This window comes from Scrofimicrobium canadense (assembly GCF_009696615.1).
GTDB lineage: Bacteria > Actinomycetota > Actinomycetes > Actinomycetales > Actinomycetaceae > Scrofimicrobium > Scrofimicrobium canadense.
In genome coordinates this window covers 71250-86497 of record NZ_VULO01000001.1, presented here as the reverse complement: position 1 = coordinate 86497, position 15248 = coordinate 71250, and the positions used below count along the sequence as shown (strand labels likewise).

At 51.7% G+C, this 15248-nt stretch carries 17 protein-coding genes; 3 read left to right on the top strand and 14 right to left on the bottom strand.

Translation table 11 applies throughout. The features are described from left to right. Positions 1 to 62 precede the first annotated feature (62 nt). Complete coding sequence (locus FYJ24_RS00445; RefSeq protein ID WP_206192397.1) at positions 63 to 950, top strand: aldose-1-epimerase; 888 nt, start codon at positions 63 to 65, stop codon at positions 948 to 950. 89 nt (positions 951 to 1039) lie between these two features. Here the strand turns inward: FYJ24_RS00445 and FYJ24_RS00440 are convergent, their stop codons facing one another. Then, positions 1040 to 1453 carry a hypothetical protein gene (locus FYJ24_RS00440; protein ID WP_154542559.1) on the bottom strand — a complete coding sequence of 138 codons (414 nt, stop codon included), beginning with the start codon at positions 1451 to 1453 and terminating at the stop codon, positions 1040 to 1042. Positions 1454 to 1633: 180 nt separating this feature from the next. Here FYJ24_RS00440 and FYJ24_RS00435 point away from each other — a divergent pair, with 180 nt between their 5' ends. Beyond that, the gene (locus FYJ24_RS00435; RefSeq protein ID WP_318656399.1) at positions 1634 to 2977 is read left to right on the top strand and encodes an Nramp family divalent metal transporter; all 1344 of its coding nucleotides are present in this window, start codon (positions 1634 to 1636) and stop codon (positions 2975 to 2977) included. A 55-nt stretch (positions 2978 to 3032) separates the two neighbouring features. Here FYJ24_RS00435 and FYJ24_RS00430 read toward each other — a convergent pair whose 3' ends face one another. The 12 genes from FYJ24_RS00430 to FYJ24_RS00380 all read right to left on the bottom strand — a co-directional run bounded on the left by FYJ24_RS00430 (position 3033) and on the right by FYJ24_RS00380 (position 13035). After that, positions 3033 to 3632: a SpaH/EbpB family LPXTG-anchored major pilin gene (locus FYJ24_RS00430; RefSeq protein ID WP_154542557.1), complete on the bottom strand. Its 600-nt coding sequence runs from the start codon at positions 3630 to 3632 to the stop codon at positions 3033 to 3035. A gap of 14 nt (positions 3633 to 3646) precedes the next feature. Continuing rightward, on the bottom strand, positions 3647 to 4429 hold the full coding sequence (locus FYJ24_RS00425) for a class C sortase (protein ID WP_154542555.1): 783 nt from the start codon (positions 4427 to 4429) through the stop codon (positions 3647 to 3649). Between the two features lie 269 nt (positions 4430 to 4698). Next, a complete protein-coding gene (locus FYJ24_RS00420) occupies positions 4699 to 5652 on the bottom strand; it encodes a SpaH/EbpB family LPXTG-anchored major pilin (RefSeq protein ID WP_154542553.1) in 954 nt (317 codons plus the stop codon). Continuing rightward, positions 5579 to 5797 (bottom strand): SpaA isopeptide-forming pilin-related protein, encoded by a 219-nt coding sequence (locus tag FYJ24_RS13485; RefSeq protein WP_206192396.1) that lies wholly within the window; start codon positions 5795 to 5797, stop codon positions 5579 to 5581. The genes FYJ24_RS00420 and FYJ24_RS13485 overlap by 74 nt, the downstream gene beginning before the upstream one ends. Then, on the bottom strand, positions 5788 to 6237 hold the full coding sequence (locus tag FYJ24_RS00415; RefSeq protein WP_154542551.1) for a hypothetical protein: 450 nt from the start codon (positions 6235 to 6237) through the stop codon (positions 5788 to 5790). Before FYJ24_RS00415 ends, FYJ24_RS13485 begins: the two co-directional genes overlap by 10 nt. After that, positions 6234 to 6485, bottom strand: coding sequence for a hypothetical protein (locus FYJ24_RS00410; protein ID WP_154542550.1), 252 nt, complete (start codon positions 6483 to 6485; stop codon positions 6234 to 6236). Before FYJ24_RS00410 ends, FYJ24_RS00415 begins: the two co-directional genes overlap by 4 nt. 26 nt (positions 6486 to 6511) lie before the next feature. After that, complete coding sequence (locus tag FYJ24_RS00405; RefSeq protein ID WP_154542548.1) at positions 6512 to 7189, bottom strand: RCC1 domain-containing protein; 678 nt, start codon at positions 7187 to 7189, stop codon at positions 6512 to 6514. A gap of 999 nt (positions 7190 to 8188) precedes the next feature. After that, entirely contained in the window at positions 8189 to 8545 is a 357-nt protein-coding gene (locus tag FYJ24_RS00400) for an MmcQ/YjbR family DNA-binding protein (protein WP_154542546.1), read from the bottom strand. A gap of 29 nt (positions 8546 to 8574) precedes the next feature. Beyond that, on the bottom strand, positions 8575 to 9975 hold the full coding sequence (locus FYJ24_RS00395; RefSeq protein ID WP_154542545.1) for a multicopper oxidase domain-containing protein: 1401 nt from the start codon (positions 9973 to 9975) through the stop codon (positions 8575 to 8577). Further along, positions 9972 to 11246, bottom strand: coding sequence for a hypothetical protein (locus FYJ24_RS00390; RefSeq protein WP_154542543.1), 1275 nt, complete (start codon positions 11244 to 11246; stop codon positions 9972 to 9974). Before FYJ24_RS00390 ends, FYJ24_RS00395 begins: the two co-directional genes overlap by 4 nt. Then, positions 11218 to 12369, bottom strand: a complete 1152-nt coding sequence (locus FYJ24_RS00385) for a hypothetical protein (RefSeq protein WP_318656398.1) — start codon at positions 12367 to 12369, stop codon at positions 11218 to 11220. The genes FYJ24_RS00390 and FYJ24_RS00385 overlap by 29 nt, the downstream gene beginning before the upstream one ends. A 45-nt stretch (positions 12370 to 12414) precedes the next feature. After that, entirely contained in the window at positions 12415 to 13035 is a 621-nt protein-coding gene (locus FYJ24_RS00380; RefSeq protein WP_154542542.1) for a helix-turn-helix transcriptional regulator, read from the bottom strand. Between the two features lie 64 nt (positions 13036 to 13099). Here FYJ24_RS00380 and FYJ24_RS00375 point away from each other — a divergent pair, with 64 nt between their 5' ends. Beyond that, on the top strand, positions 13100 to 13693 hold the full coding sequence (locus FYJ24_RS00375; RefSeq protein WP_154542540.1) for a flavin reductase family protein: 594 nt from the start codon (positions 13100 to 13102) through the stop codon (positions 13691 to 13693). A gap of 4 nt (positions 13694 to 13697) precedes the next feature. Here FYJ24_RS00375 and FYJ24_RS00370 read toward each other — a convergent pair whose 3' ends face one another. Continuing rightward, positions 13698 to 14993: a flotillin family protein gene (locus FYJ24_RS00370; protein WP_154542539.1), complete on the bottom strand. Its 1296-nt coding sequence runs from the start codon at positions 14991 to 14993 to the stop codon at positions 13698 to 13700. Between the last annotated feature and the right edge of the window lie 255 nt (positions 14994 to 15248).

Here is a 15248-nt window from a genome sequence, read left to right as displayed (position 1 = left end):
TCGCAGTGAATGTGGGACAATTGTTTGCGTACATATCGAGTTCATTTATAGAGGGAGCAACAATGGGCAGCGCTGCAGGTACTTCGGTCGAATTATTAGTGGGAGAGTATAAAGCCACGCTTTATTCTGTTGGTGCCGCTATTGGATCACTTTCTTTTCAAGGCCGTGACTTAGTGTTATCTGACAGTGGTGAGAAACCGAGTTCAGCATTTCTGGGTAAGACGCTTATTCCTTGGCCTAATCGCATTACGCAAGGAAAATACTCGTATGGCGGCCACGATTATGAAGCCCCCATCAACGAGCATTCAACCGGAGCGGCCCTTCACGGTTTGGCCTGTTGGATTGACTGGGAGATCGCGGACCAGAGTGCTGACTCGGTTACCTTTTCGACAACCATCGCTGCTTCACCCGCATATCCTTTTACTCTCAACGCATCCGTGACATACACACTTGACGCTCGTTTCGGGCTAGAGACCACTATTCGCGCGCGTAATGTAGGGGCAGAAACTGCTCCTTACGGCGCCTCATCACACCCCTATCTCACCTGCAATAATCGCCCAATTGATGAGTGTGAGCTATCCGTTCCAGCTGGCAAGGTTCTTGAGGTAGATGAGAATCTTGCGCCAGTGCAGAAAATCGCTGTCGACCATGCCGGTCTCGATTACCGCGTGGCACGTACGATAGCCGGCCAGCAAATTGATCATGCGTTCACCGACCTTCCTGATGGAAAGTGGTTCGTCGATCTCCATGATCCTCAGACTGATCAGACAGTGCGAATGACGTCCAACGAGCCGTGGGTTCAGATTTATTCAGGTGACAATACCGGGCGCATTGGAGTTGCCGTAGAGCCGATGACCTGTCCCCCAGATGCCTTCAACTCAAAAGAAGATGTCATTGAACTAGAGCCGGGTAAGGAAACAGTTTTCCACTTCCAGATTCTAGAGGTCTGACTTCCCACGCCGTCAGGTGCTGGTTATGTGCCTGTTTTCATTACTCATAACACGCACATAACCAGCACCTGGCGGGCAGGATGGAGAGTCTAATCGAGGCGCTTCTCTGTACGCTCAGCCAACTTTTCCAACTTTTCATCTGCGCGCTCGTCAGCACGCTCCGCGCGACCCTCTTCACGCTCAAGACGGGCTTCAGCTCTATTAATCTCTCGCTCTTCCCGCTTCTCTTCACGTTCTTCGACGCGCTCAGCGTGTTCGTAGGCGCGCTCTACGCGTCCTTCAGAATCACCCTTGGCATATTTCTCGTCAGCCTTTTCATAGGCTTTATCAATACGCCCTTCAGCGCGGCCAACTTCGTCAGCCAAATGCTCGACCGTACGGTCCTCAGCGCGCTCTTCACGAGCATCCACTCTCGCGTCATGATCAGCAATGTGTTCAGCTCTCTTTGCTGCATGTTCTACGACACGCTCATCATGTTTGAATTCGTGTTCTTCGGTTGCCACTATTTCCTCCCCGTTCATTTGATTTCAGCAGTAGCATCTCTATCGTGACAGAATTCTCACATTCGTGCACGCCGAAATGAAACTGATATCGCAGTGTTTTCTCACATCTTCGACATTTACAATAGTTCGGGTGCCCTGACTCTATACTAAGGACATGGTCAGTTTTAGGAGGTTCGGGACGTGAAAGCCCGACGCACAGAGCAACCTTCCCTTGAGGAAATCAATGCAACGATTCCCTCACCCCCAGCATCCGCCGGATTCTGGAAGGGACTCTTACGGTTTTCCGGCCCTGGAGCCCTTGTCGCGGTCGGTTACATGGATCCTGGAAACTGGATTACCTCCATTGGCGGTGGCGCAGACTATGGCTACCTATTACTTTCTGTCATCCTCATTTCATCGCTAGTGGCAATGCTTTTGCAATACATGTCGGCAAAGCTTGGGGTAGTCAAAGGCCTCGACCTTGCGCAAGCAACGCGGCGTCATACATCACCAACTACCGGCATCATTCTATGGATCATCGCCGAATTAGCCATCATGTCCACAGATATTGCCGAGGTGATCGGTGCAGCCATCGCACTCCATCTTCTTTTTGGGATTCCATTGGCTGCCGGAGTTCTTCTTACCGTTGCAGATGTCATGTTGTTGCTCATTCTTATGCGATTTGGCTTTCGCAAAATTGAAGCTATTGTGACAACGCTTATTCTTACTATCGTTGGAGTATTCCTCTACGAGGTGATCCTTGCGGGACCTGATGTCCCCACCATGTTCCAAGGATTTATTCCTTCGAGCGAAATACTCCACGCTGGGCAACTCACCATGGCCCTGGGCATTGTCGGAGCTACGGTCATGCCCCACAATCTGTATCTCCACTCTTCTATCGTTCAGTCACGACAGGTTGACAGAAGCGACTCCCGTGAAATACGCCGAGCTCTGCGCTTCGCGACCTGGGATTCAAATATTCAGCTCAGCGCCGCATTCGTAGTGAACTGCCTGTTGTTGCTGTTAGGGGCCGCTTTATTCTTTGGAAAAGACGTCGAACTGGGAACTTTCACATCTTTGTACGAGGCGCTCCAGAACCCGGCAGTCAGCGGTCCTATCGCAAGTCCCGTACTTTCGACACTCTTTGCGGTAGCTCTTCTTGCTTCGGGACAGAACTCGACGATTACTGGGACTCTTTCAGGACAGATCGTGATGGAAGGGTTTTTGCGTCTGCGCATCCCTCCTTGGCTTCGCAGACTTGCCACACGAATTATCGCAGTGATCCCGGTCCTAGCAGCCACCATCATCTTCGGAGGCGATGAGCACGCACTTGATCAACTCCTCATATACTCCCAAGTGTTCCTGTGCTTGGCCCTTCCGTTTTGTATGATTCCGCTAGTGTGGTTCACCTCGTCAAGAAAGATGATGGGGAAAGAATTCGCCAATCCACGGTGGGCCACAGTGCTTGGATGGCTATCGGCAGTAGTCCTTACGATCTTGAACGTGTGGCTGATTATCCAGATCGTATCTGAAATCTTCAATTAATAGACTGATGGTGCGGGACACAACAATCACGCACCATCACCTAATCACGCACCCATTAACCAGGCGCGTTTTTAGGATAAACATGCACATCATAGTTCCAAGAAGTACCGTCAGAGTTAGACATAGATACTGACACTAGGAATGGTGCAACCGCTCGATATCCAGACGGAGCTTTCGTTTCAGCAACGTAATCCAGTCCCAATGGCAGATCATCGAATACGAGGGTTGCTTGGGTCCCTGCAGCATTCAGCTGCGTTGTTCCACTGCGCGGAGCACCTATCGACAGTCCTTCCGCGTTCACCGCTGAGGTAACCGTGGATAGGTTGGCGCCATACGGGAGCGAGTCAATAAGGCTCTCAGCCTTTTCCCAATCGGCATTCTTTGCCAGATTTAGTCCCTCAATGGGGTACATAGTGAATTCGGCATCCGCAAGCGGCTTGTTGCTGGGAAGTTTGTCGAGTTTTTCCCCATTGTGTTTCGCACCGCGAACACCGTCAAATTTGTAAATTGACAGAGAACCGGTTGCGTTAGGATCAATCACTGGTGATGCAGCATTGGCTGCTCTCGGTGTAAATACCAACAAACAGGCCACCAAGGCGACCGACAGGAGCGCGGCAACATTCCGGATTGCCCTCCCGGAGAAATTCCTAGTCACAAGTAATACCTTCCTTACCTACTTTGTCTTTGATGAGATGCGCCAGGCGCTCGAACGTGTTGTCTTGCTGCTCGCCGCCCGACATTGGCATAGCTTTTTGCCACTACTAGGCCTTTTCTTTTGTCAGACCGGTACAGGTAAGCCCCCGTGATCGAAAGAGTGGCAATGAGAGCCACTGCCCACCACGGAAACTCCCACGAGAAGCCGGTGGAACGGATTAAGTTATTGTCCTTGTCACCCTCGTCGGGAGCCTCGATTCGAACGCCTCGCACTAAGAGACGATGTGAATTCACACCGATAGGAGTACAGGTAACTAGCGTCACGTAGTCTTGCCCTGGAACTTGCCGCAGTTTATCTCCAGAATCAGGCTCAATCTTTACTATTTCCTCAACCCGGTAATGAAATTCTCTACCCAGAACTTCCACGTAGAAAGTGTCATTAACCTTTACCTCGTGAAGGTCAGAAAAGAGTTTCGACTCGATACGGCCTAAATGAGCAGTAATGACTGAATGCGTTGACGTGCCGCCGACAGGAAGTCCTGAACCATGCAAATGCCCTGCGGATTTCTCCAGTATTGCATCGGATGTCCCATGTCGAACCGGCAGGTGAATCCCCACTGATGGCACATGGATGATTGCCATCGGATGGTCATCGCCAATATTCAATTGTTGACGGTATTCCGCAAGACTGTCATTGAGGTTCTCGACTTCGCCTGCGGCGTTGAGAAGATACGGGTCGCGCAACGGACCATTAGGAATGGTGCCGGTTATATTCCCGCGCCCGCTCAATGATCGCATCGATTTCTTCTTCTGAATACCGGCCTACCTGTGCGGAGTAGTCGTTGTACTCTTCGTGGTACCCCACCAAAAAAACCGATTGGCAGCTGACGGAAAAACGAGAATCAGGGTGCCGACAAAAACGCAAAGCACAATGAATGTCCTTGACGTGCCGGCTTTGTTTTTCACGTGAACTCTGACCTCATCATGTGGCGTATCCGGTGGTGCGCGCGATCTTTAGCAACCTGTGCACCACCGGATACTGGGGGTTTATTCAATAGAGACTTGAACTAGACGTTTGCCCCATTGTTCGCACGATTGCGGCGAACCGCAATAAGTGCCGTACCTGCAAGCAAGAGAACTCCCGCTCCAGCAAAGAGAGCCGTTCCGGTTTCACCTGTGAATGGCAGGGTAATGCCCGCACCTACTTTGACGTTTTCGACAACCTTGGTCACCGAATTCGCATCGAGTTCAACTTCGATAGGTTCAGCTAGTGTCTGGAAGCCGCTGGGAGCTTTGGTTTCAACCAACCAGTAGTGGATGTAGCCGGGATTGCCTTTGACAACTTCCTCACCGTTAGCAAACGTTGACCAACGCAGACCGGAGATCCCGGCACGGCCACTCGCATCGGTAACCAGCTTGCTGGCATTGAGCTTCGTAGCAGTCGCCTGATCGAAAGTGGCGCTTGTCGTCGAGTAGACATCAAATTCGGCTCCACTTAGAGCTGCTCCACCTTCACGTGCCACCTTGTTGATGAGGATGGTCCCGTACTTCGAGTGTGTGGTGGGTGTAGAAGTGTCGAAATCCTCCGAGCCTTCGTTGTTGAAGATGTACGCCGCGTTGTTGATGACACCCTCAAAGCCCTCAACGACCTTTGTGCTGATCTGAATTTCGACGGTGCCTGCTGACGCATTGTTAGCAAGTGCTGCGATACCAGCTGGTGTGAATTCAACCTCAACACGAGTGCCCTTGTCAGGATTCGTCCCAGAAATATCCGAGGTGGTGACGTTGTATTCGGTAGGAGTAGTCATGGTAACCCCGCCGACCGTCACGACTGTGGAGACATACTCAAGTGCTTGGTCACGATCGTCACGTACTTTCAGGTAAGAAAAGTCGTCGCGAATGACCGCGTTGATTTTCCATGTGAGTGTTTCGCCAGCTTTGGGGCCATCATTGTCCATTGGCACCTTGGTGGAGCCATCGGCATCCTTGGGGTACAGGTAGAAATCTGTACATCCAGCCATCACCAGCTGGGTTGGACAATGGTAGTGTCACCAAAAAGGGCTTTACGGTTTGCAGACCTGCAGGTGCCTTTGATTCAACACCGTAATAGAGTCCGAGGGGAAGCCCTGTGAATGAAACTTCACCGTTTGCATCGGTTACATCCACGATTGGAGCACCCAGCGTCGTGATTGCTTCAAGAGCTGCCTTGACGGATTAGGGCCAACATTGGAGAGCAAAGCCTCCGTAGCATTCCACCCCGCGTCTGTGGTGAGATCATAACCATTGACTGGGTAGAGGGTGAACTCCGCGCCAGCGACTTTTTCATTGGTAGGTAGGCTACCGGCGGGGATCTCCGTACCATCGTGAGTCGCACCTGTATCGCCCTTGCATTTGGTGATGTTGATGCTACCGGTCTTCGAGCCGTCAATAATGCTCGTACTTGCGGCTGATGCTGCTGTCACCATACCCAAAGTTGCGACCGCGGCCGCCCCCAGAGTTGCGACAATGCGCCGCAAAATCTGGCTATTCTTCTTTTCGGACACTGTGTGTTTCCTTTCAATTTTCATCACTTTTTGCACCGTGAAACGCTCAGAGAAGCTGGTCATGCCATCCTCCGCGCTCGATACATGAGGGCTGAACCGGCTCCTAGAACAATCAGCGCTGCGCCGAGTGCGGTGACTCCGATCAAGCGGGTTCCTGAAGTATCAGGAAGATCTATTACAGGCACATCACTGACTGTGATCATTGGCGTGCCATCTTGGTGTGTTCCCATTGCGACGAGGGCATAAGCGGACGCATCTAGTCCGTCTACTGCCTTCACCTCTGCGGGATTATCGGTTACTTCGAAAGGCACCCTTTGAGCCAATAGCTGGAATCCCTCTAGGGCTTTACTTTCTTCAAGCCAGTAGATCCCGGGTTTGAGTATCGATTTGAGACATCCCAATAGAAGAGCCGGCCTGTGTTGGAAGAGCCGCATTTCCCAATAAGAAATGCCATCGCGATCCCATTGCCTGCGTTTGTATACGGGACAGCAACTTCACTAAATCTCCAATTCGAATCGCCCAACACGCCACTACTTACCTTTTGCGGTATGGGATTTCCAAGGCCCCATTTCCAGACTCTTCCTTGGTGATCAGTCGCCAACGTGACATTAGTGTCACCTGGAAAATGTCCACTCACGCTCACAGAAGAGAAAGACATACCCGCAACAGAAGGAAGCAACGTCCAATCATTGCGGCTCGCGAAATCGCCTGTTCCTAGCTGACCATATTCATTAGCACCAACGGCCCATAAACGGCAGTTTTCGTCGAGCCCAATCGCATATCCCTGCTGGAAGGCAATCGAAGTGAACTTCGGCCTACTAGGCTGGAGTGAATTACGGTACACGATTGTTAGTTGTCCGTTGCCGAGGAGCACACCATCCCAGCCTGATCCGACCTGACCCCAATTCCAATACGTGCCGTTATCGGCCATTGCAAATACTGCACCCGCGCCTCCATCGAGTCGCTCAAACTTGGGGATCTCGAAAGTATCTCGAAGGGTCTCGCCCCCTAGCACCGAGTCGCCCCCTCGCAGATCCTTCGATGCAGGTGGGGAGTATTCTTCGACTACGGGATCAGTGCAGTAGCCCGTAGAACGGCTATGTGCTTCGGCTGTTATTTACTCAGGGGTGTCCGCTTCGGCATCAACACTCTGCGAATCATCATCGACCACAGACTGATCAGGACCATCGTCCAGTCCTTCTAAATCGGGCTCAAGCGTTTCCTCAATTGCGTCGTCGGCAACACAGGAGTTTCTGCTGCGCTTTGTTCCGCTTCAGTATTGATCGTCGCTGACTGATTCGATTCCTCGGCAACAAGCAGCGGAGTAACCGCTAAGCTACCCCTGGTATAACGGCAAACGCGGCTATACATGCGCCAGTTACCATTCGATTGTGCGCACTACGCTCGTGTTGAACCACGCGCGATGCACCTCCAAACTCGTTTCGCTAAAACTGCTAGAAATCAATGAATTATTGAGAAATTGACCGATCGGTCAGACATTATGGCAACAAAAACCTCTATGAGGAAGATTGCAACTATTTGGCATCACCTAAAGCAATAAGCCACTCACGAAAAACTTGTTGTGCACAGGCCATTACTATGCGAGTATCATTTCCCCGACTTTAATGAATTCAAGCTAATGAACCGCCACTAGGCAAAACTAACCACCCCGAAATACTCCGCTGCCGTATAAACAGACTTTCCCCCTACACTTCCCTCCGAAGAGATGTGCGTTCCTCCATAGGAACTGAGATAACCATACGGTAGGAATAGTTTCCTCATCAAGCGACTATGCGGCGCTAAATCCTTGCCGTTATTATGCAAACAGTGTTTTGATATGCGACTATAGGACCTTGTCAGAATTGTTAGGAGGGAATTTTGCTGCGTTACCGGGCGTCTCGTTCAATAACAGTGAAACTCCACTCCCACAGTTCGACCCCCGGCAATTACATTTGACCAACGTCACCAAGATGTGGTGATGAAAAATTCTCGCTGCCGGCATACCTGATAATTTTCAATGAGCAATTCCCAACGCAGGACGTCGCTTCTGAGGAATCCCCTTACCTACTAGAAAATACGAGTCTACAATCAGCCCATCCAAGAGAGACTCCGGGACTCCAGGCCGGGCTGTGATCCAGTGTTTCTTGTTCATGTGATATCCCGGTGTGATCTCACGATGCGCAGCACACAGCGCCATTGCCTCATCTGGATCGCATTTAAGGGTGACTTGTTCGACGGGGCCGCCCAGGAGGACAAACATCTTTCCGCCTACCATGCACACATCAACGTCAGGGCCAAAGGGATTCTGCCATGACGCTGATAGTAGTTGGGAGGTGACCACGTAAATCTGATCGACAAATGCTGAGGTCATCCATTAAGCATACGGAAGCTCCCGACAGGTCATTGCGATACGGACAAAATTCCGTGAGCTCCTTTTTCGGCAAGACTCATTACATGATTGACAATGGCATAGTTGCCCGCTTCATGTGGTTGAACTTCCACAAATCCCCCCTCAGCCGCCATCAGTGATAGCACTTGCGCGCCAGTTTCCCCCTTTGTAATTCCATCCGTCGACTGTCCCCGATAGACCGAATATGCTCCTTCACTCCATACCGTGTCGAATTGAGTTCCAACGATATGAAACGCTAAGGGCGCATTTGGTCCGTCATTGAGTATCCAGAAACGGACTCGTTCTCCCACTCGTGATTGGAGGGGATGCGCGTCATATTGGAAGGGACGCCCATTGAATGACATCAGATCAGGACTGAGCTCGGCAGCCTTTTCTGCGGCTGAGCTTTCATCTGTGTCAAGATAGATGTCCGACTGGATGAGAACATACGATCGATCAACAGGTTCTAAATTATCGGGTTCTATGATGACGGCACCAAACATCCCATTGGCAATATGGACTGACATCGGCATGGTGCCACAGTGGTACATCCATATTCCCGACCGTTTGGCAGTAAAGACATACTCTAGGGACTCGCCAGGCTCAATGGTACGCATCGGCTGATCCGGGGCAATATCTCCTGCATGGAAATCTACGGAATGACCCATCGTTCCCGCGTTTTCTAAGGTGATGGTGAAGGTATCCCCGATCTTGCCGTGGAGGATTGGGCCGGGCGAGGTGCCATTATAGGTCCATAAAGGTCGCACCACGCCTTGCGCAAGCTCGTCCTCATCTTCGGTCACTGTAAAGGTATAGTGGTGGTCCGTTTCACTGGGAAGTGGGCCCAGCTGCGCCGGATACGGATCTGTTTCTTTTGCCTGCGCAATTAACTGATCCATCGTGGGGACACCAGGGATGTTGGCATGATGCTCGGAATGATTCTCAGTTTTCAGTTCTTGTTCAGTGCCAGTCTCTTCAGCCCCTACCGCAACTACGTCAAGAGTCATTCCCATTTGTCGGTGTCCTGGAAGGGTGCACCAACCTTCCGTATCGGCATCAATCACGCCCACGTCGATTGTTTGCGATGCCCCAGGAGCTACGGGTGCCGTGGTGACACCATTGACAAATTTTAAGTCGTGGCGTTGATCCCCTGTATTATGCAGCGTTACCTCGAGAGTATTGCCCACAGGAACTTCGATGACTGCCGGTTGAAATGACATGCCCTCGACAGTCACTGTCACTTGAGTCGCCTCGCCCGATGCGACAACAGGACTGCCGGGCGCTGTCGGTTCTGCTTCATCGTTAACCTGGGGAAATACCATCAGTACTGCAAGGGCAACTGCGACAACCACAATGAGTGCAACAATAGCTGACCCAGCAGATGTTAATGGCCGTTCTTGTGACGAGGTCATGCATTTTCTCCCGCAGTAGATGGAAAGCTCAGTTGGACTGCACGTTTTTGACGCGCCTGAAAGACGCCAGCAACACTGAAAGCAATAATGTCGGCGATATTGCTGGCCAATACAATAAGCCAGAAAATCTCCGGTTGTATGGGTGAGACAGCCGCGAAAACCAAAGCAGCATTCTTTATGACGAGGCGAAACTGGCTACCTTTATTGAGTTGAGCTATCCCAACTCGGACTGCCTGCGGACCTCCACCGATAACAACAGGCATAAGGTAGGTCAGGGCCCCCACTAAAATCTGGAGAATCCCGGCGACACCGATAACCGCAATTATTCGAGACGCTACAAGGCGAAATGCGTCCGGATCAGGGGAGGCAATCAATTGTACTGCCAAGACCGCCAGGCCTACGAAAGCCCAGCAGATGCCTGCTATCATCGCCCATCCCGCATAGTCATGGGGTCTGCGCGTGGACACCTCGTGAAACAGCGGAATCCCGATTCCCCACATGAGACACACAACAAAGGCTCCCACCGAAATCCCCGCCACTGTCATGAGTGAGAATGTGGCTGCGATCACTGTCGCCAACAGTGCGACTATCAGCAACGGCAACGCAGTTGTTGCTTGCCTAGCTGCGCCGGGGGTGATGCGCGTATGCAAAACAGTGGGCCACAAGGTCACCAATGTTCCTGCAATCGACAATCCAATCCAACCCAGCCCATTTACCAACGAGTGAGACAATGTCAATGCACTTCGAGCATTGACAAACCAATCTGGGATCGCAGCAGAATACATAGTTGTAGCAACCAAACCGGCATAGATACAACCGACGACAAAAAATGCTGCTGCAGCAACGTAATAACGAATAACTACCGCAAATCTCGAAGCCAATCGTGCGCGGGAGGCAATAACCAGTGCAAGTCCATGCCATGCCAGTATCAAACCGATGCCTGAAGCCCCCACTAAAGTTCCGACGAGATTTGCTGTCATCATTGATGCCACCAACAACACCAATACACCATTGAAAAGCAATTGGCGGATAAGTTGGTCCCGACCGGAATGGCGGTCATCTGCCGGAAGACGCAGCAGCGACCTCGAAAAATACCAGGACCATTGCAGAATCGCATTAGAGAGGACACCCAAGGTGATCACATGGATGCTCACCCACCACGCTTGTGGAATGACCCCTCGTCCAATGATTGCAATAAGAGCAACTACCGCCGCAAGTACCATCCACGCGGTTGTGAGCCGATCAATACGGTTGCGGCGCGGTTTCTTCATGGCGCTTCCTTCCTGAGATCGCAATGAGACTCACGGTCATAAGCACAAAAGCAAGAACAGCTACTACGTCGAGAGCTCCCCCGAGTTGCCATCCGTCGTTGGCCTCGCGTGCACCCGAGATAGTCCGCACTATCAAACCTGCTTGGAGAAGCGCCCACACGGCCCACATTGCCTGGTGGTATGGAACTGTTCGACGTGCAATCGCCGGGACTATCACTGGCGCATGAGCCATGACCATTGATAGCGCGAAGCCGACCGTCAAGGCATGGACAACTGTGTCGTATCCGTATCCAGAAAAGACAGGCCCGCATACCAGCCATATGCCACCGCTAAGAAGCGCCCAACCGTAGCCTGAGAGCATACATGCCGCCATGAAACGGGTGAGTCCCACTCCCCTGATGGTATTCCTGGCTACGTCGTGCCAACATACGTCAAGAATGGTAGCAACCAACGTGATTCCAAAAAGTGGGTACCCCCATTGAGGGACCATCAAAGTGATGGGAAGTAGCACTGTGAGGATCGAGGCCTCAGCCACGACTCTCTTTTCTGTTCCTTGGCGAAGAAAGGAGATTCTCGCCAGCTCAACTCTCTCACCAATGATTGTGAGTACCAGAAACATTGTCCACCAGGGAACAATTTGAGCAATTTCGTAGCCTCGACCCCACAGCAGGATTCCTCCCAACCCTGCGAAAGCTCCAAGCACTTGGATCAATACCGCGTGCGCCGACTGTTTATGCCAAATGACACGGTACATGGCCAACAGGAAGGCCATTGCCGCCCCCCACAGAAGAGCCGGAATAAGTCTTCCACCCAGCAAAGTGCCCGTTGTGGATTGAACTAGAACAGTGATAACCGCAAGCGCGGAAGCTGCGGGGCCTAGGTATGCCCACCACGTCACGCCACGCCGATCCGACTGTAATGCAACAGCTCGTTCAAGGCTGATGGCTGTACCAAGAAACCCGTACACCATAAGCAATCCGTGAATCGACCCCAGTTCTACGGAATAGTAAGGGGCATTCAAACCCAACCTCACCAGCGCAGCATCGAGACCACATAGCAATGCAAGCATTGCCCCGAAAAGCAGCACCAAACGAATGGGCGGAATGCGATCCGGATTTTTCACAACTTTATTCTACTAAAATCATGAGGTAAAAGTATGACGCTTTGGTCACTCCACAGACTGTTCGCTTCCCACTTTAATAAGGCATAGATCGGGCTCGACCAACGGAAGCAATGTCACGTGAGCACCCGGTCGCTCTTTCGACATCATCTGTCTCACCATTCCCAGATGAATCTGACACACAATCTGCGGGTGGCGTTGGCCAGCCTTTTTGAACGGGCACTGCCGAAGAGCAATTGTTGATCCTGATTCTTCCGGAGCAAAACCCAGAGTATCCAGAACGCGGACAACGTCACCGCATTCTTCTAACCGCTCTCCCCAACGGCGACCAGCCTCGACGAGCGCCTCATCATCAATCGGATGGGGGGAATCCATCACCTCAGCCATCACCTCGACCATCTCTGCAATGGCAGTCTCTTCTCGGTCAGGAACCACCGAATAAAGGTGCTTTGGCCTACCTCTTCTGGGGAGCACCTGCGACTGTGTCTCCACAAGACCTGCATCGACGAGCATCTGCAGATGAAATCGAACGGTATTGACGTGCAAATCAAGTTGCTTGCCCAGTTCTTGAGCAGTGAGACTTCCTGACAGGGCCAGCTCTTCAATGATTTCTCTGCGCACTGACGAGGCCAGAGCTGCATGGCGGTTATTTTCTGAGGATTTGCTCACCGTTTAACACTAGCATTTTGGTCTATATTGTGATGGGGCTTTGATCCCAGGAAGGTCGGACTCAATGGATTCTCACATCACCATCTGTCCCAGCACTCTCTACACTGGAACTCCCGTTGTACTCATTTCTACCCTCAATGCCGACGGAACCGCGAATCTCAGTCCCGCCTCGTCCGCATGGGCACTGGGAGACATGGTGGTGATAGGTCTCGAAAATGGCGGCCAAACTCTGAGTAACCTGCGCGCTCGCCCAGAACTCACCATCAACTACCCGCACGGCGATATGTGGGAGTCGGTAGAATCTCTTGGCGATCTCACAGGCGCATCTCCTGTACCGCCTCATAAAGAAGATCGCTATCGTTTTGAGTCGGACAAATTTGGTGTCTCTGAACTAACCCCGCAGCAGTCCACCTCGGTCAAAGTGCCGCGCGTTGAGGAATGTCCCCTTCAGCTAGAAGCTGTAGTAGAGAAGATCACCGACGGGGTGGGTGACTACGCAATCGTCGAAGCACGGGTAACACAGGTCCACGCCGAAGAAAGTATCGTCCTGCCTGGTACGCAGCACATTGACACTCGCTCCTGGAGTCCCTTGCTTTACGCATTCAAACACTACTTTTCATTAGGGAAACACCTGGGCCAACGCCCAGGTGTCGCATGATTGCCTAAGCTCTTTCTTCACTGGAGACAGGATCCGCTTGCACAACTTCAGGTGGCGGAGGCTGTGCCGATGGTTTCTTAGGCTCGCTTTCAGTCGTGGCCTTGCCAGCTAACAGTGAGTCCAAAGACATGCCGGTAAAGCTCTCGACAACTGCTTTGAGTTCGGAAAAACCACCGGCAACATTCCGAGTAAGAGATGTGGCCCCTTCGGTTGAGACAACGGTCAGATCGTCGATATTCGACATCGGAGAAGCAATTTCTCGAGCCACTTCAGGTAGCTTATCGATGACTAGCTGGAGAACCGCAGCTTCGTTGTACATCTTGTATGCTTCTGCACGCTTCTCCATCGCCTCGGCCTGAGCATTGGCAACCAATATGGCCTTTTCTGCCTCGGCATCTTTCTGTATGCGATATAGCTCAGCGTCAGCTGGGCGACGCACCTCGATATCAAGTTGCCGGTCACGCAAGAGTGCCTGCTTTTCTGCAGCCTTCGCCTCGACAGTAGCAATATATTCCTCTTGCTCTGCTTTGGCTAAAGGCCCTGAAGCGTTGGACTCTTCCTGAGAGATGTCCGTTTCGCCCTTGAGCTGCGCCGCGCGAATATCAAGCTCTTTTTGCCGTTCGGCAATCTTAATCTTTGCATCAACCTCAACATCATTGGCTTCGCGGTTGGCGGTTGCCTTAGCAATCCTAGCCCGCTTCAGGACCGACTCGGTCTCTGGAACTGCCAACGACTTAATGTAGTCATTCGAGTCAGTTATCTCATTGATAGTCAACGAATCGATGGCAATACCCATATTGCGAAGTTCCTGAGCCGCAATCTCTTGGACCTTGGTTACCAATTCGCTTCGATCCATGAGCAGAGACTGCGCCGTCATCGATGAGATAACAGCGCGCAAACTGCCAAGGAGGACATTCGTAACATTGTCCTTAATAGCACCCACCATGTCTTTGTACGCCGAAAAGCGTTCACCGGCTGCGCGGATATCCTCGGGGGAGCTACCAACTTTGATATTGGCCGTAGCGCTGATCTGGATGGGAATCGAATTTGAATCCACGCCATCAACAATGAGGTTAAGCGTTTGCTGGGACAAGGGGATCCAGACGGCTCGCTGCACTAAAGGCAGAACAAATGCCCTCCCCCCGGGAGGAACTACTTTCACCTCACCTTTTGATCGGGAACCTGATACAACCAGCGCCTCAGAAATATCAACAACTTTCAACCTACCAACGATGAAACCAATCACCGAGAGGACAATGATGCCAATAACGATGATGCCAATAATGAGTCCGATATTCACTGCGAGATACTCCCGTCAATAGGTGCGACCACTGCTGACTGGTCGCTCAAAATCTGTGTTATGACCACCATGTTTGGCGACTCCAAAACAGTCACCGATTTTGCTGGGAGTCTATGGGTTGTTCCCGCGTGGGTCACCAGGATCTCACCGCGGTCACCTTTTCAATGGATGACGGATACTTGTTTGCCAACCGCTTCATCCCAGGATGGGATTTCGTTGACTTCACCTTCCCCCCTGCTTACGTAGAAGCCGCAT

Coding starts and splice junctions, on each gene's coding strand:
- FYJ24_RS00400 (WP_154542546.1), bottom strand. CDS start 8,545: ATGACCTCAGCATTTGTCGATCAGATTTACGTGGTCACCTCCCAACTA.
- FYJ24_RS00375 (WP_154542540.1), top strand. CDS start 13,100: ATGGATTCTCACATCACCATCTGTCCCAGCACTCTCTACACTGGAACT.
- FYJ24_RS00415 (WP_154542551.1), bottom strand. CDS start 6,237: ATGACCAGCTTCTCTGAGCGTTTCACGGTGCAAAAAGTGATGAAAATT.
- FYJ24_RS00445 (WP_206192397.1), top strand. CDS start 63: ATGGGCAGCGCTGCAGGTACTTCGGTCGAATTATTAGTGGGAGAGTAT.
- FYJ24_RS00390 (WP_154542543.1), bottom strand. CDS start 11,246: ATGAAGAAACCGCGCCGCAACCGTATTGATCGGCTCACAACCGCGTGG.
- FYJ24_RS00395 (WP_154542545.1), bottom strand. CDS start 9,975: ATGACCTCGTCACAAGAACGGCCATTAACATCTGCTGGGTCAGCTATT.
- FYJ24_RS00425 (WP_154542555.1), bottom strand. CDS start 4,429: ATGCGATCATTGAGCGGGCGCGGGAATATAACCGGCACCATTCCTAAT.
- FYJ24_RS00420 (WP_154542553.1), bottom strand. CDS start 5,652: ATGGCTGGATGTACAGATTTCTACCTGTACCCCAAGGATGCCGATGGC.